Annotated in this window: 20 protein-coding genes and 1 CRISPR repeat array (1 of these 21 cut by a window edge); of the genes, 19 read left to right on the top strand and 1 reads right to left on the bottom strand. The window is 69.2% G+C overall.

The window, feature by feature from the left end:
• Positions 1–1091: a CRISPR direct-repeat array (repeat unit 29 nt; unit sequence GTGCTCCCCACGCCCGTGGGGGTGGTCCG) (it extends 650 nt beyond the left edge of the window).
• A gap of 1097 nt (positions 1092–2188) precedes the next feature.
• The 12 genes from amrb99_RS22820 (at position 2189) to amrb99_RS22765 (ending at position 12262) form a co-directional block, all read left to right on the top strand.
• The gene (locus amrb99_RS22820; RefSeq protein ID WP_190859311.1) at positions 2189–2596 is read left to right on the top strand and encodes a hypothetical protein; all 408 of its coding nucleotides are present in this window, start codon (positions 2189–2191) and stop codon (positions 2594–2596) included.
• 232 nt (positions 2597–2828) lie between these two features.
• Complete coding sequence (locus amrb99_RS22815; RefSeq protein ID WP_190859309.1) at positions 2829–3368, top strand: hypothetical protein; 540 nt, start codon at positions 2829–2831, stop codon at positions 3366–3368.
• 122 nt (positions 3369–3490) lie between these two features.
• Complete coding sequence (locus amrb99_RS22810) at positions 3491–4078, top strand: SAF domain-containing protein (protein ID WP_190859307.1); 588 nt, start codon at positions 3491–3493, stop codon at positions 4076–4078.
• Positions 4075–4884, top strand: a complete 810-nt coding sequence (locus amrb99_RS22805) for a hypothetical protein (RefSeq protein ID WP_190859305.1) — start codon at positions 4075–4077, stop codon at positions 4882–4884. The genes amrb99_RS22810 and amrb99_RS22805 overlap by 4 nt, the downstream gene beginning before the upstream one ends.
• Before the next feature lie 107 nt (positions 4885–4991).
• Entirely contained in the window at positions 4992–6239 is a 1248-nt protein-coding gene (locus tag amrb99_RS22800) for an ATPase, T2SS/T4P/T4SS family (RefSeq protein WP_190859303.1), read from the top strand.
• On the top strand, positions 6230–7120 hold the full coding sequence (locus amrb99_RS22795; RefSeq protein WP_190859301.1) for a type II secretion system F family protein: 891 nt from the start codon (positions 6230–6232) through the stop codon (positions 7118–7120). Before amrb99_RS22800 ends, amrb99_RS22795 begins: the two co-directional genes overlap by 10 nt.
• 95 nt (positions 7121–7215) lie before the next feature.
• Positions 7216–8007, top strand: a complete 792-nt coding sequence (locus tag amrb99_RS22790) for a type II secretion system F family protein (RefSeq protein WP_190859293.1) — start codon at positions 7216–7218, stop codon at positions 8005–8007.
• Positions 8008–8045: 38 nt separating this feature from the next.
• Complete coding sequence (locus amrb99_RS22785) at positions 8046–8270, top strand: hypothetical protein (RefSeq protein WP_190859284.1); 225 nt, start codon at positions 8046–8048, stop codon at positions 8268–8270.
• Between the two features lie 74 nt (positions 8271–8344).
• Positions 8345–8662, top strand: a complete 318-nt coding sequence (locus amrb99_RS22780; RefSeq protein ID WP_190859282.1) for a pilus assembly protein — start codon at positions 8345–8347, stop codon at positions 8660–8662.
• A 38-nt stretch (positions 8663–8700) separates the two neighbouring features.
• Positions 8701–9093 carry a TadE/TadG family type IV pilus assembly protein gene (locus amrb99_RS22775; RefSeq protein WP_190859280.1) on the top strand — a complete coding sequence of 131 codons (393 nt, stop codon included), beginning with the start codon at positions 8701–8703 and terminating at the stop codon, positions 9091–9093.
• Between the two features lie 47 nt (positions 9094–9140).
• Complete coding sequence (locus amrb99_RS22770) at positions 9141–9536, top strand: pilus assembly protein TadG-related protein (RefSeq protein WP_190859278.1); 396 nt, start codon at positions 9141–9143, stop codon at positions 9534–9536.
• On the top strand, positions 9533–12262 hold the full coding sequence (locus tag amrb99_RS22765) for a BTAD domain-containing putative transcriptional regulator (protein ID WP_190859276.1): 2730 nt from the start codon (positions 9533–9535) through the stop codon (positions 12260–12262). Before amrb99_RS22770 ends, amrb99_RS22765 begins: the two co-directional genes overlap by 4 nt.
• 99 nt (positions 12263–12361) lie before the next feature.
• Here amrb99_RS22765 and amrb99_RS22760 read toward each other — a convergent pair whose 3' ends face one another.
• Positions 12362–13753 (bottom strand): hypothetical protein, encoded by a 1392-nt coding sequence (locus tag amrb99_RS22760; RefSeq protein ID WP_190859274.1) that lies wholly within the window; start codon positions 13751–13753, stop codon positions 12362–12364.
• A gap of 210 nt (positions 13754–13963) precedes the next feature.
• Here amrb99_RS22760 and amrb99_RS22755 point away from each other — a divergent pair, with 210 nt between their 5' ends.
• The 7 genes from amrb99_RS22755 to amrb99_RS22725 all read left to right on the top strand — a co-directional run bounded on the left by amrb99_RS22755 (position 13964) and on the right by amrb99_RS22725 (position 21198).
• Positions 13964–15049 (top strand): NAD-dependent epimerase/dehydratase family protein, encoded by a 1086-nt coding sequence (locus tag amrb99_RS22755; protein WP_190859272.1) that lies wholly within the window; start codon positions 13964–13966, stop codon positions 15047–15049.
• Between the two features lie 28 nt (positions 15050–15077).
• The gene (locus amrb99_RS22750) at positions 15078–16055 is read left to right on the top strand and encodes a thymidylate synthase (protein WP_190859269.1); all 978 of its coding nucleotides are present in this window, start codon (positions 15078–15080) and stop codon (positions 16053–16055) included.
• 26 nt (positions 16056–16081) lie between these two features.
• On the top strand, positions 16082–17836 hold the full coding sequence (locus amrb99_RS22745) for a carbamoyltransferase C-terminal domain-containing protein (RefSeq protein WP_347256800.1): 1755 nt from the start codon (positions 16082–16084) through the stop codon (positions 17834–17836).
• Positions 17833–18885, top strand: coding sequence for a hypothetical protein (locus tag amrb99_RS22740; protein WP_190859267.1), 1053 nt, complete (start codon positions 17833–17835; stop codon positions 18883–18885). The genes amrb99_RS22745 and amrb99_RS22740 overlap by 4 nt, the downstream gene beginning before the upstream one ends.
• Before the next feature lie 111 nt (positions 18886–18996).
• Entirely contained in the window at positions 18997–19524 is a 528-nt protein-coding gene (locus amrb99_RS22735; protein WP_241755810.1) for a topology modulation protein, read from the top strand.
• Between the two features lie 127 nt (positions 19525–19651).
• The gene (locus tag amrb99_RS22730; RefSeq protein ID WP_190859263.1) at positions 19652–20413 is read left to right on the top strand and encodes a class I SAM-dependent methyltransferase; all 762 of its coding nucleotides are present in this window, start codon (positions 19652–19654) and stop codon (positions 20411–20413) included.
• Positions 20410–21198, top strand: a complete 789-nt coding sequence (locus amrb99_RS22725; protein WP_190859261.1) for a phosphotransferase — start codon at positions 20410–20412, stop codon at positions 21196–21198. The genes amrb99_RS22730 and amrb99_RS22725 overlap by 4 nt, the downstream gene beginning before the upstream one ends.
• The last annotated feature ends 40 nt before the right edge of the window (positions 21199–21238 follow it).

The following is a 21238-nucleotide window of genomic DNA, read 5'->3' as shown; positions in this document are numbered from 1 at the left end:
GCCCCCTGGAGCCTGATCCAGGAGTGCTCCCCACGCCCGTGGGGGTGGTCCAGTTCCACGTCGCGATCGTCGCGTCCTTGGTCCGTGCTCCCCACGCCCGTGGGGGTGGTCCGATCACGCGCGTCGTCGCGATCCACGAAGGGTGGTGCTCCCCACGCCCGTGGGGGTGGTCCGGCCCCGACACTCCGCGCGGGCAGGAGAGCGACGTGCTCCCCACGCCCGTGGGGGTGGTCCGCGAACCCGCCCGGCCGCCCGATGGTGAAACTGGTGCTCTCCACGCCCGTGGGGGTGGTCCGGATCTGAAGGCCAGCCTCGACCAGCTCTCCGGGTGCTCCCCACGCCCGTGGGGGTGGTCCGTCCGAGCCGATCGTGTGGTGGGGACGGGACCGGTGCTCCCCACGCCCGTGGGGGTGGTCCGACCTGCCCGAACGTCGTCCCGGTGATCACGCCGTGCTCCCCACGCCCGTGGGGGTGGTCCGTCGCGGCGGCAGACCGAGACGGACGCGATGTTGTGCTCCCCACGCCCGTGGGGGTGGTCCGTGGCTGTGCACGATCTGCCTCGCCAGCAGCCGGTGCTCCCCACGCCCGTGGGGGTGGTCCGTCGGGCGGACCGGTCTCGATGGCGAGGCCGACGTGCTCCCCACGCCCGTGGGGGTGGTCCGCGGGCCGGGGGGAGGTTCTTGTGGTAGATGTCGTGCTCCCCACGCCCGTGGGGGTGGTCCGTGGGGAAAGGACCCGTTCGGGGCCGCCATCCTGTGCTCCCCACGCCCGTGGGGGTGGTCCGATCACCGCGATTGCGATGACGAGGACGATGAACGTGCTCCCCACGCCGGTGGGGGTGGTCCGGAGACAGGCACGCTCAACGAGCGCGCCGGCCGGTGCTCCCCACGGCCGTGGGGGTGGTCCGGAGCTCCGGTACCTGTTTGAGTACCAGCGGGAGTGCTCCCCACGCCCGCTGGGGGTGGTCCGTCCGGCAACGCCGCGAGCATCACTAACCCGTCGTGCTCCCCACGCCCGTGGGGGTGGTCCGCGGCAGGCCCTCGCGTTCGAGGTGCTCCGCGCGTGCTCCCTACACGTGTGGGGGTGGTTCGTGTGACCGCCGCGGGCTACTTGCTGAAGTAGCTGTGGAGGGCTGCGATGCAGGCGGCCTGGCGGGTGCGGTCGTGTGGGAAGCGGCGGCGGCACTCGTGACCGATCCATGCTGGCGGCTTACGGCTGTGGGCCGCCTTGTGATGCCGGGGCCGGGGCCGGGGTCGGGCGTGGGCTGCGTCCCGGGGTTTCCCCGTTTCCCGCCGCCGGTTTACGGCGTTGCGGCGGGCCAGCGTTGGGATCTGTGCCGTCGATGCGCTCGGGGACGCATCGAGCCGCTGGTGCCGTTGGGCCTCGCGGCTCGGTTCTTGGTGCCGTGACGGGGAGGGCGCGCGGCGTGCGGGGGCTGCCGATGAACTCGGCTGCGGGCGCTGGAACGCGCCGGTCGAGATGTCGTCGCTGGTGGGTGACGGCGTCGTGTGAGAGTGCCCGGCGAGAGTCAAGGCGAGGGCTGCCGCGGAGGAGGCCAGTACGCCGGTGACTGCGGAGACCAGCCATCTGCGGCGGTGTTGGCGCTGGTGACGTCGCTGGCGAGGGGCAACGCGCCAAGGCTCGTGCGGTTCGAGAGGTGGGTGTGCTTCAGGGGCTGGGGACGGCATGCCTTGTGGCTACCAGGAGCGGCTGATTGGTCGCCGTGTGACTCGCCGTCCGTGGTCATGGTTTGGCCTCTGGCACCTTCAGTTCCGGCGGTGTGATGGGCGTCCAAAAGGTTCGATGTGCGACCCGAAGTGCTTCTCTGGCCGGGTTCTCCGATTTGAGTCTTGCATCCCGGATGGTCCGTTGTGTGACTCGATCGCTTGCATGAGCAGAATTACCCGCCCTTCGCTTGTGGATAGATCTACCTTCCTTGGTCTTGTGTTGGGAAGACGAGTCGCTTCGCCTGCTCTACGATCACTCAACGTCCTAATCGCGGTGCCTGCGGCAGCGAAGCATTGATCAAACATGTGAGGGTGGAGACTTGGCGAGTATTGGTCGGCGGGTAGCTGTTGGGATCCACTGGCTAAGCCTCGCGGGTACCGCCTTGGCTCTCTCCGCGTGTAGCGGCACACCGAAGGCGGTCGCCTTGCCTTCGGTGCCTGGCAGTGTGGCTTCCCCTTCGGTGTCCACGGCGACGGAGGAGAAGGCCGCGGCTGCGGCTTATACGAAGTTCGTCGCGATGTTAGACCGTGCGGATTCCCTCCCAGCGGAATCGCGCAAGCAGGAACTCGCGACCGTTATGGCCGATCCTCAGCTTTCGCGGGTGCTCCAACGTATCGACACGATGAAGAAGCATCACATTGCTACCTACGGCCACGTCGTCGTCCATGTGAAGAGTGTTCAGCTTGCCGCTAGTGGCGCGACTGTTTATGACTGTCAGGATTCGCGCGGCTCCGGGCTGCTGAACTCTGTTACGCATAAGAAGCTTATCCGTGGGGTTCGGCAGGGGAGTAAGAAGGCTCTGCTGGTTAAGGGTGCTGATGGGCAGTGGCGGGTCAGTAAATCCATTGCGATCGGTGAAGGGTGCTGACGGGGTGGCAACTGTTGGACCCGCACTCGTCGCCGGACTGCTCTCGGCCGCCTCATCCGTTGCTGCGCCGCCTCCGCTGGACCCGATGCCGCCGAATACGAACTCGCTCGGCTACGACTATGGCGCTCACGATGGTGGGGCGCCGGCGGGTGGCGGGCGAGCTCCTGCCGCTGCGCCGAGGGGCGGCCGTGCGAGCGTGTTGCAGGAGGCGGGGCCGCGTAATTGTCAGGAGTTGAGCGAGTACGTGCAGGTGGTCTGCTCGCCGGTGCATGAGCGCGGCAAGGCGCCGAAAGTCTCCCCAGCCAAGTTGGCATTGACCAGGTGGGCGCACATGCCGATACCGGTGCCGGTGGTGCGGACGGCGCCGCCTCGCCGGAGCGATGGGCTGGTGGGGTTGCCGGAGTGGTTCTGGGTGGCCGACTGGCGTCCGCTGAGCGATCGTGTCACGGCTCGCAGCGTGTGGATCGAGGTGACCGCGCGGCCGCAGAGCATGACGATCGCACCGGGGCCTGGTGAGCCGGTCGTTCGATGCGCGGGTCCTGGTACCGCCTATGACAAGTCTCGGCCGGCTGCGGCACAGCGCACCGATTGCTCGTACACGTTCGGGCGGTCTTCGTTTCATCAGCCCGGCCATGCGTATCGGGTGCGAGTGACGGTGGTGTGGGGCGGCACGTGGCGTGGTTCGGATGGTTCTGGTGGTGCGCTTCCGCCGCTGAGCCGGTCGACGAGTTTCCGGTTGCGGGTGGCCGAGGCGCAGGCGCTCTACGGATGAGGGTTGGTATGAGGTCGAGTAACAGTGTGCTGCCAGGGCCGAAGGCTGCGCGTGGGGTCGATTCCAGGGCGTTCAAGCCTTTGCCGCGGCAGCGGCGTCCCGGGTTCCTCATCGGGGCGGCCATGTTGGTGCTGTTCGCCGTGGCGACCAATGTCTACCTGTTCCTTTCCTCGGGTGAGCGGGTGTCGGTCGTGAAGGTGGCGCGTGACGTCGCGGCGGACCACGAGATCACGCAGGCTGATCTTGAGCGGGCCAGGGTCGCGGTGGAGCCCGGTGTGGCGGTGATCCCTGCCCATCAACTGGACCAGGTGGTCGGGCGGCGGGCTGCGGTGCCGCTGCGGAAAGGGACGCTTCTCGCGGTGTCGCAGCTGTCGACGCAGCAGAGTCCCCCGGCGGGACAGGCGCTGGTGGGCATGTCGTTGAAGCCCGGTGCGATGCCGCCCGGGTTGGCTCCGGGGTGGAAGGTCCGCGTGGTGTTCACCGCCGGCAGCCAGAGCCAGGAGCCCGCGGCCGGCGTGCAGCAGAGCCGCGCCGAGTCCGCCGTTCCTCGGGACGTCGCCGGGGTGGTCGACGGGGTGGACGGGCCGGACGCCGAGGGGGCGACGACGGTGTCGTTGATGGTGCCCGATGCCGACAGCGGCACGGTTGCGCGGCAGGCGGCGGTCGGGATGGTCGTCCTGGTGGCCACGGAAAGGCAGGACGGAACGTGACGCTGTACTGCGTGGTCTCGGCGGGCGGTTCGCCGGGCGTCACCGCCACCGCGTTGGGGCTCGCGGTCACGTGGCCGACGAAGGTGCTGCTGGCTGAGTGCGATCCCATGGGGCGCGGTGTTGTGCCTGGCTTCATGGCGGATCGGCTCAGCGATTCCGCCGGGCCGGGGCTGCTCGGGCTGGCGATGGCCGCCGAGACCGGGACGCGCGTGGGGCTTCCGCTGGACGACTACGTGATTCCTGTCCCCGGCGAGGGCACCGTGGAACTGCTGCACGGGGTTCGCGATCCTCGGCACGGGGTGCGGCTTGGGACGTTGTGGGGTCGCCTGGCCGAGGCCCTGGCATCGCGAGAGGGCGACGTGGTCGCCGACCTGGGCCGCATCGGTGGACGCGATACCCCCATTGATCTGCTGGGGGCGGCGGAGACCGTGGTCATGGTCCTGAAGCCGACGTTGAGGCAGGTTGATGCCGCTCGGCCGCGGATCGACGCTTTGAAGGACCTCAGAGGCGGCCGCGGGACCATCCGCCTGTGCCTGATCTCGGACGGCCCGCATCGCGCGGCGGAGGTCGAGCGGGTCCTCGGAACACCGATATTGGCCGAGCTGCCGTACTCGCCTGACGATGCGTCCGTGTTCTCGGATGGGGCTTCGCCTCGGAGGACGTTCAAGACGTCGCTGCTCCTGCGGTCGTTGAGATGCATGGGGCGGCGACTCCGCGCGACCGTCCCCACCGCGTCCGAAGTCGGCGGGGACGCGGACGGGGCGGTTCTGTCGGGCGCGGGTGCCGTCGTTGGGGGTAAGCGGTGAGCGCGCCGGGATGGACCTTCGCTGGGCCGGACAGGGCACGTCCCGCAGAACTCACGTCATCGCACGATGGTGCGGACGACGCGGATCTGTGGGCGGCGGTCCGCGAGGTGTCCGTCCAGCTCGCGGACGTTCTGCGGGACGGTGTCGACCGCGTACGGGCGCTGCAGTTGATCGATGCCCAGGTGCGGGCGTGGGGTGACGACCAGATGGCGGCCGGGCGCGTGACGTCGGCCGAGACGTTGCAGAGGGTCGCGCGGTCGGTGTTCGACCGCCGTTTCGGTCTCGGGCCGTTGCAGCCGTACCTGGAACGCTCCGACGTGGAGAACATCGTCGTCAACGGGTGCCGGCAGACCTGGATCAGCTATACCGACGGCACCAAGCGGCCGGGGCCGCCGGTGGCGGACACCGACGAGGACCTCGTCGAATGGGTGCAGCTGCTGGCGCGGCGCGGGAACACCGGGCGGGAGTTCTCCCACGCGTCGCCGCTGCTGGACGTCGCGCTCTCCGACGGCGTCCGGTTGGCCGTGGTGGGCTGGGTGTCGAGGCGCCCGCATCTGGCGATCCGCGTTCACCGCTTGGTTGACGTGACCCTGCGGCAGCTCACCGAGCTCGGGACCCTGACCGAGCCGCTGGAGGCGTTCCTGCAGGCGGCGATCCGGGCGCGTCGGAACGTGATCGTGTGCGGGGAGGTCAACACCGGCAAGACCACGCTGGTGCGTGCGCTGGCCAACGAGGTCACGCCCGACGAGCGCATCATCACGTTGGAGAGCGACTTCGAGTTGTTCCTGGACGATCCGCGCCTGGCGCACCGGCACCACGATGTCGTGGCGTTGGAGGCGCGGCAGGCGAACGCCGAGGGCGCGGGCGAGGTTCGGCTGCAGGATCTGGTGCCGGCGTGCCTGCGGCTGAACCCGGATCGGGTGATCGTGGGTGAGGCGCGGCAGGGAGAGCTGGCACCGATGCTGGAGGTGATGTACTCCGGGGCGCGCGGCTCGATGTGCACCCTTCACGTCCACCGGCCCGAGCATGTGTTCAGCCGTGTCGTCCAGCTCGGCCGCCGCGCGGATCTGGGACTGGGGTCCGATGACGTGCATCTGATGTTCGGGCTGGCCGAGCCGCTGGTCGTCTACCTGGAGCGCGACCAGGCGAGCAACGAGCGGTTCGTGTCACAGGTGATGGAGATCGGGCCACCGGCGGACTCGGTGGAACCGACCCGCAACCTCGTCTTCCGGCCCGGCCCGGACGGTCGGGCGACCCCTGCGGGTGGGCACATCAGCTCCGCACTCCTCGATGACCTGGTGGTCCAGGGTTTTGATCCCGAGCTGCTCAAGTCCGGGTCGGAGGCATGGCTGTGATGGTGGTACTCGCCGCGCTGGCCGGCCTGTGCGCCGCAGGTGCGGTCATCACCCTCGTGGCAGGGCTGCGGGAAGCCGAACCCGCGACGCGGCAGGGGCGTCCTCCTTCGCGCCTGCGGACGCTCGTGCGTTCGTCGACTTGGCCCGGGCGCCGAAACCGGTTGGTCGCTGGTCTCGCGGTGGCGCTCGTGGTGTTTCTGCTGTCGGGATGGCCGGTCGCGGCCGTTGCTGCTGGGGCCGGGGTGTACGCGGTTCCGCCGATGCTGTCGGCACGCGCACCGCAGCGCCGGATCGCGCGGCTCGACGCGTTGGCGCAGTGGTCGCGGCGACTGGCAGAGATGATCGGCGCCAGCCGGGGCCTGGAGCAGGCGCTGGCCGACAGCGCCCGTATCGCGCCTGAGGCGATCCGCGGACCGGTCACCGTGCTGGCCGGAAGGCTGAACAACCACGCCAACCCCGAGCAGTCGCTGCGGGCGTTCGCCGACGAGTTGGACGACCCGATCGCCGATCTGATCGCCTGCGCGCTGGTGCTGGCCGCCCGGCGTCGAGGCCCGGGGACGCGCGAGGCGTTGCGGCTGCTGGCCGACGCCGTCGAACAGGAAGTCCTCGTCCGCCGGGACGTCGAGGCCGAACGAGCCGGGTTGCGCACGACGCTGATCGTCATCGTTGGCTCGGTCATGGCCCTGAGCGTGCTGTTCGCCTCATCGCAGACACTCGCCGCCCCCTACGGCACCGCGCTCGGGCAGACGGTCCTGGCCGTCGTCGCAGCCATCTACGGGGCTGGCCTGTGGTGGATGCGGCGGCTCGCCGTCCTTTCGACCGGAGCGAGATTCATGGAAACCGGCCGCCCGACGTCCGCCGTCCCAGGAGCCGAGCTGTGATCGTTGTTGCCGCCCTTAACGGGGTCTTGGGTGCTGTCGGCATCCTCATATTCATCCGTGGGGTGTGGCCCGCCCCTCCGCGCTTGGACGCCGCTATGGCCCGGATCCAGCCCACACTGCTCCCCGCGCCACCGGCCGACGACCTGAAGACCGGCGAGCGCCTCGGCCGGTGGCTGGCCGATCGTGTCGCACGTCCGGCCGGGACGCTCGCCGTACCCCGAGCCGACCTGGCATTGCTCGGCCGTCCGGTCGAGCGTTTCATGCTGGACAAGCTGGTCCTGTTCGTCACCGGGCTCGTCGTGCCTCCGGTCTTCGGCGGCCTGGTTGCGTTGACGGGCGGCTCGCTGCCCTGGACGTTCCCCATCGTCGCCGGGGTCGTCCTGGCCGTGGTCCTGTGGCTGGTACCGGACTGGAACGTGCGGTCCCAGGCGCGTCAGCGTCGCCGCGACTTCCGGTACGCCTTCACCTCCTACCTTCAGCTCGTCGTCCTGGAACGCGAAGCCGGCGCCGCGCTCAACGCGGCGCTTGAGAACCCGGCGAAGATCACCGACGGGTGGCCGTTCCAGCGCGTCCACCAGGCGCTCACCCTGGCCCGGCACGGCCAGGAGCAGCCCTGGCGGGCCATGTCCCGGCTCGGTGAGGAGATCGGCGTCCGGGACCTGATCGACCTGGCCCACACCGCCGAGATCGCGGGGAGCGAGGGCGCGAAAATGCATGACGTCCTGGTCGCCAAGATCACTTCTATGCGGCATGAGGCTTCCGCCGCCGCGCGCGCCGAGGCCAACTCCCGCACCACCGCCATGTGGGTACCGACCAGCCTGCTCATGCTCGGCTTCGTGATCCTGGTCGGCTTCCCGTTCTTCTCCAAGCTCCTGGCGTCCGGCTGACACGCAGGAGCGTTCACGCACCAGCTCATCGGGGGACCATGAACACACTCAACGCCGCCATGCTCCGCGCGGTCATCGCCGTCCACGACCGAGGCCGCCGCCTCGCCACCGCCCTACGTGATCGAGACGACCGGGGCTCGGGGGTGGTGGAGACGATCATCATTGTTGCCGGCTTCGCCGGGCTCGCGTTCGTCGTCTACATGGCCGTGTCCAGCAAGGTCCACGGCTGGATCGGCAAGATCCCCGGCGCCTCCGGCCCGTGAAGTCACCTCGACGAGTACGGCGGCGCAGGGACGCGGGATCGGCGACGGTCGCAACCGCCATCACCTTCCCGGCTGTGGGGTTGCTGTTCTTGGCGCTCACACAGGCGGTGATGGTGTCGGTCGCCCGCGACGTGGCGCAGTCAGCCGCCGAAGAAGGGCTCCGTGCCGCCCGCGCCCGCCAGGGCACCTTCAGCCAAGGACGCGCCGTCGCCGCTTCCTTCGCCCGCCGAGAGCCCGTCCTGCAAACGCCCGCCGTCACCGTGTCCGGCACGAACACCATCGTCGTCCGGGTCACCGGGCGGGCCCCGTCGCTGTTGCCGGGCGTCGACATCACCGTGTCCAGGACCGTACGCGGCGCCCGTGAGCGGTTCACCACGCCGGGGCCGTCGTGAACGCAGGAAAGAACCGGACGCGGGACGCGGGAAATGCGGTGGTGGAGACCGCGATTCTGGCGCCGGTGTTCATCACGTTCCTGGCCGGGCTGCTGGTGGTGATGCGGGTCGTGCACGGAAGCGCCGTGGTCGCGCAAGCCGCCGCTGACGCCGCACGGCAAGCCTCCATCGCCCGGACCGCCCGACAAGCCCAAGCCGCCGCGAGCACCAGCGCCATGCGCACCTTGCACGACCGGGGACTGCATTGCACGCCGTCCGTCCGGCTCGACCTGTCCGGCTTCAACCGTCCCGTCGGACAACCCGCCACGGTCTTCGCGCGAGTGACCTGCACGGTTCGGCTCAGTGACGTCGGGCTACCGGGAATGCCGGGCGTCCGAACTGTCACCAAGACCCATCGATCGCCGATCGACCCTTACCGGACGGCTCAATGAGAAGGACACGGGGACGCCTTCATAGGGCACAGCCTGAACGCGGGAGCGTGAGCGTCTTCGCCGTCATCATCGCGCTGGTCGTCGTGGTGTTCTTCGGCGCCGTCGTCGACTTCGAGCAGATACTCGAGGCCCGACAGGACGCCAACACCGCCGCGCAAGAGGCCGCCCGCGCCGGCGCTGGACGAGTTGACCGGGACCGAGCCTATGACCGTGGCCAGTTCCTCGTTGATCGCGAGTCCGCGATCCAGGCGGCCCGCTACTACCTGCGGACCAGCGGTTACACCGGCACCGTTGCCAGCGCCGGGAGGCGTTCCATCCGTGTCCATGTCTCCGTCACGCGACCCGCGCGGTTCCTATCGCTGATCGGCGTCTCGACCCTGCATGCGGACGGTGAAGCAACCGCGAACCTGACCTCTGGAGTGGAAGGACCCCGCCAACCATGACCTACACCGGACGCAGCCGCCTCGCCGACTTCGTACGCGGACTCGGCGCCCTGGCGGTCTTCGCCTTCCTCCTGGTCGGATTCCCGGTCGCGATGTACAAGATGTTCGGCTCACCCCTCCCGGATAAGCTCCCGACCTGGGCGGAAATCAGCACGACGCTGATGCGGCCGGACACCGACCAGACCGTGTTCATCGCCACGATCCGGCTCGTCGGCTGGGGCGCCTGGTGCCTTTTCATCGTCACCGTCTGCGTCGAGCTGGTCCACTACCTGTCCGGACGCTCCAAGCCCGCCCTGCCGCGTTCGGCGTGGCCGATGCAGAAGCTGATCCGTGACCTGGTCGCTACGGCGACACTCACCTTCAGCGCCGCAGCGTCCCTGGCTTCTTCCGCCTCCGCCGCGACGCACATGCACGCGGCGACCGGTGTCCATGCCACCGCCGATTCCGAACCGAGCAAGCAGGGGCACTCGACACCCGGGATGAGCACGTCGGCACCGACGACGGGCGCGTCCGAGTGGACGCCCCTGCTGGCCGACGAGCCCCCCAGCGAGCCAGAGCCAGACCCTCACCCTTGGCGGACGCACATCGTCAAGCGAGGTGAAACCCTCTGGGATCTCGCCCGACGCACCTACGGTTCCGGGACCCTCTATCCGAAGATCTTCAAGACCAGCCACGACTTTCACCAGCCCCACGGGCTACCCGCCCTCACCGACCCGGACCTGGTCCGCCCGGGCCAGCGCGTCCTGCTTCCGCGACCTGGCACGCATGAGACCCCGTCATCGAAGGCGGGAGCACACTCAGTGCACAAGGCCGGGCGTTCAAGCGGCGCCCGGCCGCCGTCCGGGACAGGCTCACCGGCCAGCGCGTCGAAGCCGCCCCTAGTGAAGGCTCCGGTCGTGGCGCCGCCCGCCGAGCCTTCCGACAGCGCCACACCCGCGGCACCGCACCACCACCAGAGCGACCATCATTCGTCGCTGGAGATCTCCCTGCCGTCCGGGTCCCGCATCGGCATCGGCCTCGCTGCGGTGGTCAGCGTCGCCGTGGCCGCGACTCGCCTGCACAGGCGTCGTCGACGCCCGCTGACCCTCGAGCCCGGCTCGCCGCCGAGCCCCGCTGAGGAGCCCTCGATTCCCGCCCCGGTCCTCAAGGCCCATCAAGCCAACCTGAAGACCTACGCCGACCAGGACGTCCCCGTCCCGTCCGACGCCGACATCGCGTACAAGGACATGTTGGCCGCGCACCCGGACCAGATCGTCCTTGGGACCCGCGATGGCAACGCCATTCCGGTGTCGTTCGCCGGGCTGAACCTCGGCCTGACCGGTGACGGTAGCCACGCCGTCGCACGCGCCATCACCACCGAACTTCTGGCCCAGGCCCGTCGCTACCGCGCCGAGGTCATCATCCCGCGCACCGACGCGCAGACACTCTTCCCCGGCGACGACATCATCGGCTTGGGCACGGAGCTCGAAGGCCTGATCGTCACGCCGTCGCTGCGGGAGGCCACCGACCGCGTGGAAGCCGAATTCTTCCGACGCGGCCGGCTGATAGTCACGAGTGAAGTCTCTGACGTACCCGCCTTTCGCGCCTATGACGAGTGCGAACCTCTGGAGACCATGCTCCTGGTCGCGTCGGCACCGCCGGACAGCGAGGTCCTGCCCGCCATCGCCGCGCTCGGCCGCCGCTACTGCATCGGCGTCCTGGTACTCGGCGGCTGGCCGTCCGGCACCACCGTGGAACTTTCCGCGGACGCGACCGTCACCGACACTGCCGGCCCCGACGCCGCACGGTTCACCGGGGCCCGCATGTTCCACCTGACTACCGATGACGCCACGGACATGTTGCGGACGCTTCGCACCGCCACCGGCAACGAGCCCGACCTTGCCACTCCGCCCGCGAGTATGGACGACGCGCCGGAACCCGAAGCGCAACCCGTCCCGGCCATGGTGCCGCCTCCGCGTCCCTCCGGAGAGGAGCGGTGCCGCCCAGCCCGCCTCAACGTGCTCGGACACATCAGCCTGCACACCATCGACGGTCCGATCAACACCGGGCTCCGTCGGCGCGCCCGTGACCTGCTCGCCTATCTCAGCCTGCATCCGGACGGCGTCACCCGCGACCAGGCCATCGCCGACCTGTGGCCGGACGAGAGCCCCGGCGGGGTCGTCGCGCGGTTCAACACGGCGGTCAACAACGTCCGGGCCGTCCTTCGGAACGCCACCGGTCTCGAAGGCCCCAAGTACATCCTCCACAGCGCGGGCCGCTACCGCATCGACTCCGACGTCCTCGACGTCGACCTTTGGGAGTTGATGGCTGCGCTCGCGGCCGTCGGGCCGGGTACTGACGACGATGCCCGAGCCGAGGCGCTCTTCCGAGTCGGTGACCTCTACACCGGTGAGTTTGCCAGTGCTTTGGACGCCGTATGGGCCCAAACCCAGCGCGAACACCTCCGCCGTACCGTCGGCGAGGCCCTTGCGAACCTCACCCGGATCATCGAAGAGGACGATCCGGAACGAGCGCTGGCAGTGCTGGAACGGGCCATCGAGCACGACGCCTTCAGCGAACCCCTGTACCGCCACGTCATGCGGCTGCAAGCCCGCCTCGGCCGTCCAGACGCCGTCCGACGCACGTACGGGCTTCTGGAGTCTCGCCTCGTGGAGATCGACGCAGAACCCGAAGAGGAAACCTCTCAGCTCGTGCGTTCCCTGATGCGGTCATTGAAACGGAGCTGAGGGCGCGGTATCTCTCCTAGCGCGAAATTGATCTCGGTGGGTGGATGGCCGACAGGAAGATCATCCCCTGCTGTCTCACCAAAGCCTCACACAGAGGGCTCAGGCGTGCTGACGGCTGTTGGGCGCCTTGGTTTCCTTGACTTGGCTGAGGAAGGTCCGGACGTTGTTGTTGCGCTGGTAGGGGGCCAGTTGTTCGGCGAAGCGGGATAGGTGGTTGCGGCAGCGGGCGGAGTCGACCTGGTCGGCGAGGGTGTCGAGTGCCTGGTGCGCGTAGGAGAGGGCGGGTTCGAGTTCCGGCTGTCGCTGCTGGATGTAGGTGGTGGCGAGGAAGATCTGCCGTAGTGCGCCTTCGCGTGATGCGGGGTCGTCCTGGACGGCGCGGCGTAGGTGGTGGCGGGCGCGTTGGTGGTCGCCGCTGCGCAGGTAGCAGTAGCCGGCCTGGCCGTGGGCGTGAGTGGTGGTCATCCAGTAGCTCCAGCTGGGGTCGCCCGATGTGGGGTTGGTGGCCTGGAGCGCCTCGAAGGCGGTGTCGATCGCGCGGTTGATGTCGGTCGCGCGTCGGGTGGTGGTGGCGGTTTGGTCGTTGGCGTGGGCTTCGGCGGCGCGCAGCTCCAGGATGGCGGTGACGCGGCCGCTGGCTCCGGGGTAGCCGGTGCGGGCGGTTTGGGCGAGCAGTACGGCTTCGCGTCCGCCGTCGAGGTCTTTGGCCTGGCAGGACATGAATCCGATGATGTTGGCGCCGAGGGCCCGGTCGCCTGCAGTGTGGGCGGCGTGTAGGCCGGCCACCCAGTAGCGCTGTGCGAGTCCGTGTTGGCCGCTGTCGAAGGCGGTGAATCCGGCGAGGCGGAGGAGTTCGGCGGCGGTGGCGTGGAGTCGCCTGCCGGTGGTGTCGTCGTAGCGGCCCTGGGAGAGCAGGGTGGTGACGTAGCGCAGGTGTTCGTGGATCAGCCGGAGCAGGGGGCCTCCGCCGAGCTGGTCGTCCATGTGGCGCAGGCGGGCCGTGATGGCGTCCAGGTCGTCGACGACATGGACGGGGACGGCTGTCCCTCCGGCCCGGGCAAGTTGCGACGTGGGGTGAGCGACGAGCCACTCGTGGGCTGGGGAGGTGAGTGAGGCCCCCAGCAGCAGGAGGAAGCTACGGCGATCCATGTAGCCAGCGTCAGCGACCGCGCGCACCGCGCGCAAGGTCCCGACGGCCGTCCATGCGGTTTGCAGGCCCGTGGTCGCCGGAGCACACTCCAGGTCGTCCGGAGGCCATCCGAGGTCGGCGACGCTGATCGGGCGGCCGAGTTCCTGTTCGAGGAGCAGCGCCGTCAAGGAGCGCCAAGGCGAGCGGGGTACTTCGCCGCGTAGCCACTTGTAGGGCGTCTTGGTGTGCACCCGTTCGGGTCGGCCGAGGGCTTCGGCCATGTCGTTCAGGCGCCGCGCGAGCTGGTCGGTGCGCAGCCCGAGCACTGCCAGCAGCTCGCCTAGCGGGGATGCGGCGGTCATGACACCTCCTGGATCCCGCCTGTCAAGAACAGTAGGGCCACCGGCTGCCCTCCGACTACATACGCACCGGTCCGCTACCGGCCGCACCATCGGCTCTTCACCGCACTGTTCGCACTGCTGTCAAGAACACGCCGGAGTAGTTCGCTGAGTTCGTGCCCCTGGTCCACCGCACAGACGCGCTGGACCTCCCATCGAGAGAGAGCGAACACGATGCCTGCGCAACCAGCCTCCTCTTCGAGCCCCTCGAACGGCGCCGCGCTCACCAGTTCGTGGCGGCGGGTCGACGAGCCCCTGACCACGCCGCTCCCCGGGACGGTGCTGGTGACGGGCGTATGCGGCTTCATCGGATCGCATCTGGCGCTGGCGCTGCTGAAGCGAGGTGTCGCGGTGGTCGGTGTGGACGCCAGGCCCGTCAACGCCTGCCCCCTCACCTCCGGGCAGCTGCGCCGGCTCTACGACTACTCCGGTTTCCGTCTCCTCACGGCGAAGGTGGCGGACCCGGAGGTCGCCAACGCCTTGTACGGCGTTGACACGGTCGTCCACCTGGCCGCCGCCACCGACGTGGCCGCCTCGTGGGGAGCGGGCTTCTCGGCTCACGCCACCTCGGTCCTGGAGACGCAGCGGCTTCTGGACGGCTGCGCGAGCCAGCAGGTGCCGCGGGTCGTGGTGGCGTCGTCCTCGCACGTGTACGGCCCCGCCTGCGGCGGAATCGCACGCGAAGACCAGCCGGTGGAGCCGACGTCCCCCTACGGGGTGTCGAAGCTCGCCGCCGAGCGCCTCGCGCTGGCCTACGCCCGCCGTCCCGGCTCGACGCTCAACGCGGTGGCGCTGCGCTTCTTCACCGCGTTCGGGCCGGGCTGCAATCCGGCCATGGTGGTCCCGCGGTTGTTCAACGCGGCGTGCACCGGCCAGGCAATGCCGCTGTTCGGCGACGGCAACGCGCTGCACACCTGGACCTACGTCAGCGACCTGGTGGACGCCGTGATCCGCGCGGCCGAGGTCCCCATGCGTGCGGGCTCGACCGAGGTGGTCAACGTCGCTGGCGCCGACCAGGCGTCGCTGATCCAGGTCGCCGACCTGGTCGGAGAGATCACCGGACGACGGGTCGCGCTAGAGCCCTACGGCGAACGCGCCGGCGACGCCGCAGGCACCCGCGCAGACCTGACCCGCGCGGGCCGAGTGCTCGGCTTCGTCCCCCAGGTCCGGCTGCGGGAGGGCCTGGTGCGGATGTGGCAGCACATGTCCAGCGACCCCAGCCCGAGCTCTGGCACCAGCGCGTCGACATCGGTGGTCTGAGCGACGGCCCGAAGAAAGGCGGAGACCAATGATCAATGTGAGTGCCGATTCGGCCACCACGCTGTGGCTGGCCGCCGTCGACGCCGTGGTCCGCAGTGGTACGCCGCACGCACCGCGCGGGCTGCGCACCCGGGAGATCGTCGATGCGCATCTGTCGCTGACCCGGCCCCGGCGGCGCCTGGTGTGCGCGCCTCCGACGCGGGTGATCAACGCGGCGTTCGCGGCGGCAGAGACGGTGTGGATCCTGGCGGGAGTCGACGACGACTGGATCTACACCTACAACCAGCGGCTCCAGCAGTTCGCCGACGATCATGTCCTGCGCGGCGCCTACGGTCCCCGACTGCGGTCCTGGGCGAGCGGGGTGGACCAGCTGGACCTGGTCCGGCGCGAACTCCTCGCCGACCCGTCCACGCGGCGCGCGGCCGTGCAGTTGTGGGACCCGGCCCGCGACCACCAGGGCCATCGAGACGTGCCCTGCACGCTCGGGTACTGGTTCAGCCTCTGCGACGGCCGGCTCGACATGCACACCACGATGCGCAGCCAGGACCTGTGGCTGGGGTTCTGCTACGACCTCTACGTCAACACGGTCGTGCACGAGCTGGTGGCCGGCTGGGTCGGCGCGGAACTCGGCGTCTACCACCACCACATCGGCTCGCTTCACCTCTACGACGAGCACCTTCCCTACGCCCGCGACCTGGCCACCGCGGCACCTCCCCAGGCTGACGCGCACACCGACATGGCGCCGCTCGCCGTGCCCTGGGAGGACTTCGACCAGCTTCTGCAGGCGGTGATCCACGGCCGCGAATGCGGGCACCCGGGCTGGACGGAGATGGCCGAGGTGATGCGCAGCTACCGCATCTACAAGTCCGGCGACACCAGCGACGGTCGCGCGCACGCGCAGGGCATCGACGGGCCGCTCGGTCGTGCTCTGACGGCCTGGTACGCCCACCTGGACCGTGCCGCCGGCCTGCTGCACACGACGGGACGCACGAGAGGAACTCCCTGATGATCCGGACCGGAACCTCCTCGCCGGTGGTGCTGGGGCTGTGCTCGGGCACCCACGATTCCTCCGCCGCCCTCGTCGTCGACGGCCAGCTCGTCGGGATGGTCGAGGAGGAGCGGCTCAACGGCGTCAAGCACACCAACGTCTATCCCGAGCAGTCCGTCGACTGGCTTCTGCAGCGGGCCGGGCTCGCGCCCGATGCGGTGACCCACGTGGCCTACAACTTCGACCCGCGCCGCTACCTGGCGGGCGCCGCTCAGGCGCTTCCCTACCTGCTGCGTCCGTCCGCGGCCCGGCGGGCGCTGCCCCGGGCGTACTCGTTCGCTCGCGTCCACCGTAACGGCCGCGCTCGGTTCCGGCAGTTCCGCGAGCGATTCCCCATGTCGCGGGTGGTCGACGTCGAACACCACCTCGCCCACGCCGTATACGCGTTGGCCGCCGGAATCGACGACCAGGACGAGAACCCCGGCGACACCGCGGTCCTGGTGGTCGACAGCCTCGGCGAGCGAGTGACCACCAGCATCTCGCACGCCCGCCGCAGCCCCACCGGCGTCGAGCTGAGACGGGTGCATAACATCGCCGACCCGGCCTCGCTCGGCTACGTCTACGGTGCGGTCACCGAGCATCTGGGCTGGCGGCGCGGCGACGAGGAAGGCACCGTTATGGCGCTGGCCGCCCTCGGAGATCCCGCGCGGTTCAGGACCCTGTTCGCCCGTGCGATCCCGATCGACGCCGACGGGTTCGGCACCGACACCCGCCTCTTCCCGCTGCGGGTGCTGTCGCATCGCTGGCCGCGCGTATCGGACGCGTTCATCGCCGCGACGTGCCCGCCCCGGCCGGCTGGCGCCCCGATCGAGCAGGTTCACAAGGACCTCGCAGCGGCGCTGCAAGAACGCGTCGAGCAGGTGATGGTGCACCTGGCGCACCGTGCACGGGAGATGACCGGAGCGAAGCATCTGGCGCTCGGAGGAGGCGTCGCGATGAACTGCGTGGCGATCGGACGCATCTGCCAGCAGGCCGGATTCGCACAGGTCACGGTCCCGCCCTCTCCCGGTGACGCCGGCACTTCGGCCGGGGCGGCCCTCACCGTCGCGTATCGGCTGACCGGCCGTCTCCCTTCTGGGGCCGGGGCCTGCTACCTGGGCCCCGAGTACTCCAGATCCGAGATGTCCTTCCAGCCCCGCCCCGGGCTGACCGCCGTCCAGATCGCCTCACCTGCCGCGATGATCGCCCTGCGGCTGGCCGAGGGCCAGATCATCGGGGTGTTCCAGGGGCGCCTTGAGGTCGGGCCTCGCGCACTGGGCAACCGCTCCATCCTGGCGTCCCCGCTGAACCCGGCAGTGGTGGACCGGCTGAACATGACGGTGAAGTACCGCGAACCGTTCCGGCCTTTCGCACCGGTCGTGCTCGCCGATCACGCCGCCGAGTACTTCACCCTCGGGCAGAGTTCGCCGTTCATGTCGATCACCTCGGGTATCACCGCCCGCACGATTCGGGCGCTCGGCTCGGTGGTCCACGCCAATGGCACCGCACGAGTCCAGACTGTGACTGCCGAGCAGAACCCGTTCCTGGCCGAAGTCCTGGCCGCGTTCGCCGCGATCACTGGGCACCCCGTGCTGATCAACACCAGCCTCAACATCAAGGGAAAGCCGATCTGCGGCACCCCGGACGCCGCCCTGGACTGCCTCACCGAGTCCGGCCTGGACGCTCTGCTGATCGAGGACTGGTGGATCACCAAGAACTCCGTGGCGCGTTCGACCGCCAAGGCGGAGCCGACGCCATGAAGATCGGTTACAGCTTCTGGGGCTTCCTCGGCGCGGGCATCACCGACACCCCCGACGGGGGACGTAGCCACCGCGCCGCCCTCATCGACGGCCTGCTCGACGCAGGCCACCACGTCGTGTTCCTGCAGGCCAACCGCGACCTGGACGAGGCCGACGACGACCTCGACGGTCGCTACTCCTGGAACTCCGGCTTCCCCGGCATCGACGTGCTGTTCTGTGAGTGGCGGTGGCCGCTTCCCGGTCGGAACACCACGAGCTGCAACACCCCAGGCCACACCTGCGACCTGCACCGCCAACACGAACTACTGAACCACTACACCTACCGGCGGCACACGCCCACGCTGCTGTGGGACAAGGACCTGCAGCTGCCCGCCGCGCATCCGCTCCGCGCCGTTCCCCACGTCACCGTGTGCGAAGCCGCCCTGCACCCCCGCCGCAGCGCCGAAAGCCTGCTCTTCCCAGTCGCCGACCAGGCCATCGACACCGCCGACCCACTCGAGCTCGCCGCTGAACAACGAGACCTACCGCTGGTCTACATCGGCAACCAATACGACCGTGACGAAGCCTTCGACCAGTACTTCGCGCCACTCGCTACGTCCTTCGACCATCAAGTCGCAGGGAAATGGACGGCCACCGAACGCTGGCCGAAGGTGAACTTCACCGGCCGCATCCCCTTCATCGCCGTGCAGCCCCTCTATCGCCGATCGCTCACCACGGTGCTGCTGGCCCCGGACCGGCTCGCCGCCCGCGGACAGTTCACCCAGAGGCTTCCCGAAGCCGTCCTCGCCGGCTGCCTGCCCCTCGCGCCCTCATACCTGCTTTCCGTGAACCAGACCGTCCCCGGCGAACTGATCATCGACAACGCCGAGCACGCCGCCGACGTGCTCTCTGCCCTGCTCGCGGATACCGGCAAGGGCCGGCACATCGACCTCATCGACCGCTGCATCACCCGCCTTGACCCGTTCCGCCTCTCAAAGCAACTCCGCACGCTGGACCGGCTTCTCGACCAGGCAACCGTGCCTACACGGACGCGGCGGTGCCGACTATGACCACCCCATCCCGCAGTGCCCGCATCACGGCATCGCCTCGCCCCGGACGTGTCCGCAACGAGAGGCGCATATGGCCGCCGCATCCCTCGACAGTCGCTACCTTCGATGCACGTGACCCTCAACGAACCCGTCGAGCGCGTAGCGATCATCGGCTGCGGCGGCAGCGGCAAGACCACCGTCGGCCGCCGCATCGCCGACGCCCTCGGCACCTCCATCACGCACCTGGACGCGGTGTACTACGACGACGAGTGGAACAAGCTGCCCCAGGACAAGTTCGCCCAGCTCCAACACGAGCTGGTCGCCGCAGACCGTTGGGTGATCGACGGCAACTACGCCGGCACCCTGCCCATCCGGCTGCACCGTGCCACGCACGTCGTCTTCCTCGACCTGCCCGCCACCACGTGCCTGTGGGGCATCCTTCAGCGCAGATGGCGCTACCGCGGTGGACAGCACACCGACGGGGTCTACGACACCATCAACTGGGGCTTCATCAAGTACGTCTGGGGCTACCGCAAGAGCATGGCACCCCGAGTCAGGGCGCTACTCGCCGAGCACAGCGCCGACGCCCGGATCCTCATCGCCAAGTCACGCCGCCAAGCCAACCGGATCGCCGACGAACTGGAACGCGCCGCCCGCTGACCGGCCGACGGACGGTGGCCTGATGCCCCGGCCGCGCGGACACTCCGAACGACCGTTCACCGACCCGGCCGTAGTCCCGTCCCTGTACGCCGACCGTAATCGCGTCGACAGGCGCAGCAACGCATTATTGAGCGCCAAGATCCACGGGTCACATGTCGCTCACACAGCCGCGGATCTGCTCCTCTCCGCCGCGCCCGCCTTCGCCACGGGCCGCGGTGACCTCACGCCCGTGCTGGGTGACATCGGCTGCGGCAACGGACGCCCCACCCGCACACTCCTCGACCGCTTCCCGCACCTGCGGGTCCTGGCCATCGACGCCTCAGCCGCGATGCTCGCCGAAGCCCGCAGCCACCTCACCACCACCCGACCGCACGCCAACAGGCCGCTGTTCCTCCAGGGCGACTTTCACCGCCTCCCCATCGCCGACCGCACGCTGGACGCCGCCACAGCGATCTTCTGCCTCTACCACTCCGTCCAGCCCGCCCATGCCATCGCCGAGATCGCCCGCACTCTCAAACCAGCCGGCATCGCACTGCTGATCACCAAGTCCGCCGACAGCTACCGCGAACTCGACCAACTCCTCGCCCGCTCCGGCCTGGATCCCGGCGCCACCCGCCGCCCGAGCTTGTACGCGTCTGCCAGCGGCGCAGACCTTCCCGCGCTCGCCGCTGCCTCGATGAACGTGATCAAGGTCCGCCACGACCTCCACGCCTTCCGCTTCCGCGACGCCGATCACCTGGCCGACTACCTCACCACCGTCCCCAAGTACCAACTCGGACACCTCGACGGCGCCGCACTAGCAGCCGCACTCAAGCGCCAGTACGGCGACGGACCCACGACCACCACATCCACCATCACCTACGTCCTCGCCCAACGGCGGCCCTCATGACCAGCACATGGACCAAGACCTACACCGACCCTCGAACCTGCCAAATGGCCGCCGCACACCACCGCTGGCTCACCGAGCAGATGGCCTCCCTCAGCACACCTCTGCGGCTCCCCAAACTTCGCCGGAGTGCGCCCTTCGAACTGTCGTTTGACTATGTCGAGGGTCGCGACGCTCACCCGCGCGAGCTCCCCCTCATCGCCGAAGCCATGGGCCACTTCCACCAGGCAGTGCACCACAACACACTGCATCAAGCCAGCCTCGATAAACCCTTCATCGCCAGCGCCGGCCTCTCCATTCCGGACTTCATCACCCCACGGCGAGACCGCGTCCGCACCCTACTTGAGAACGGCAGCGTTCCCGCGCCCGCTCTGACAGCCAAACAAGCCATCCAGGCCATCGAATCGGCCGCCGGCGCCCCCGCCGCCATCTACACCGACGCCAACCTCCGCAACCTCATGGTCATGGGCCGCCAGATCACCATGGTCGACTACGACTGCCTCACCCTCGCACCGTTCGGATACGACCTTGCCAAGCTTGTCGTCAGCCTCGCCATGACCCACGGCCCTCTCCTGCCAGCGACGATCGCCGCCGCCCTCACGGTCTACAACCACGCCCTCGCCGCTTCACCGACCCCACTGTCTGCCGTCACGTGGCAGAAGTTGATGCAGTGGACGGAAGTTCACCACATCCTCACCAGCCCATACCTCGGGCGCCACGGCTACCGCCACGGCTGGCATCGGGGCACGCCGGCGCATCAGGCCCATGAGATGTGGACCGCGCCGTGACAGTTACCGGGGAGACCAGCTGCGCCTGCCGGTCAGTGGA

Origin of the sequence: Actinomadura sp. RB99, from assembly GCF_014706005.1 — a bacterium.
Lineage (GTDB): Bacteria > Actinomycetota > Actinomycetes > Streptosporangiales > Streptosporangiaceae > Spirillospora.
The sequence above is the reverse complement of the archived record's forward strand: the minus strand, read 5'-3'. Positions and strand labels throughout refer to the sequence as shown.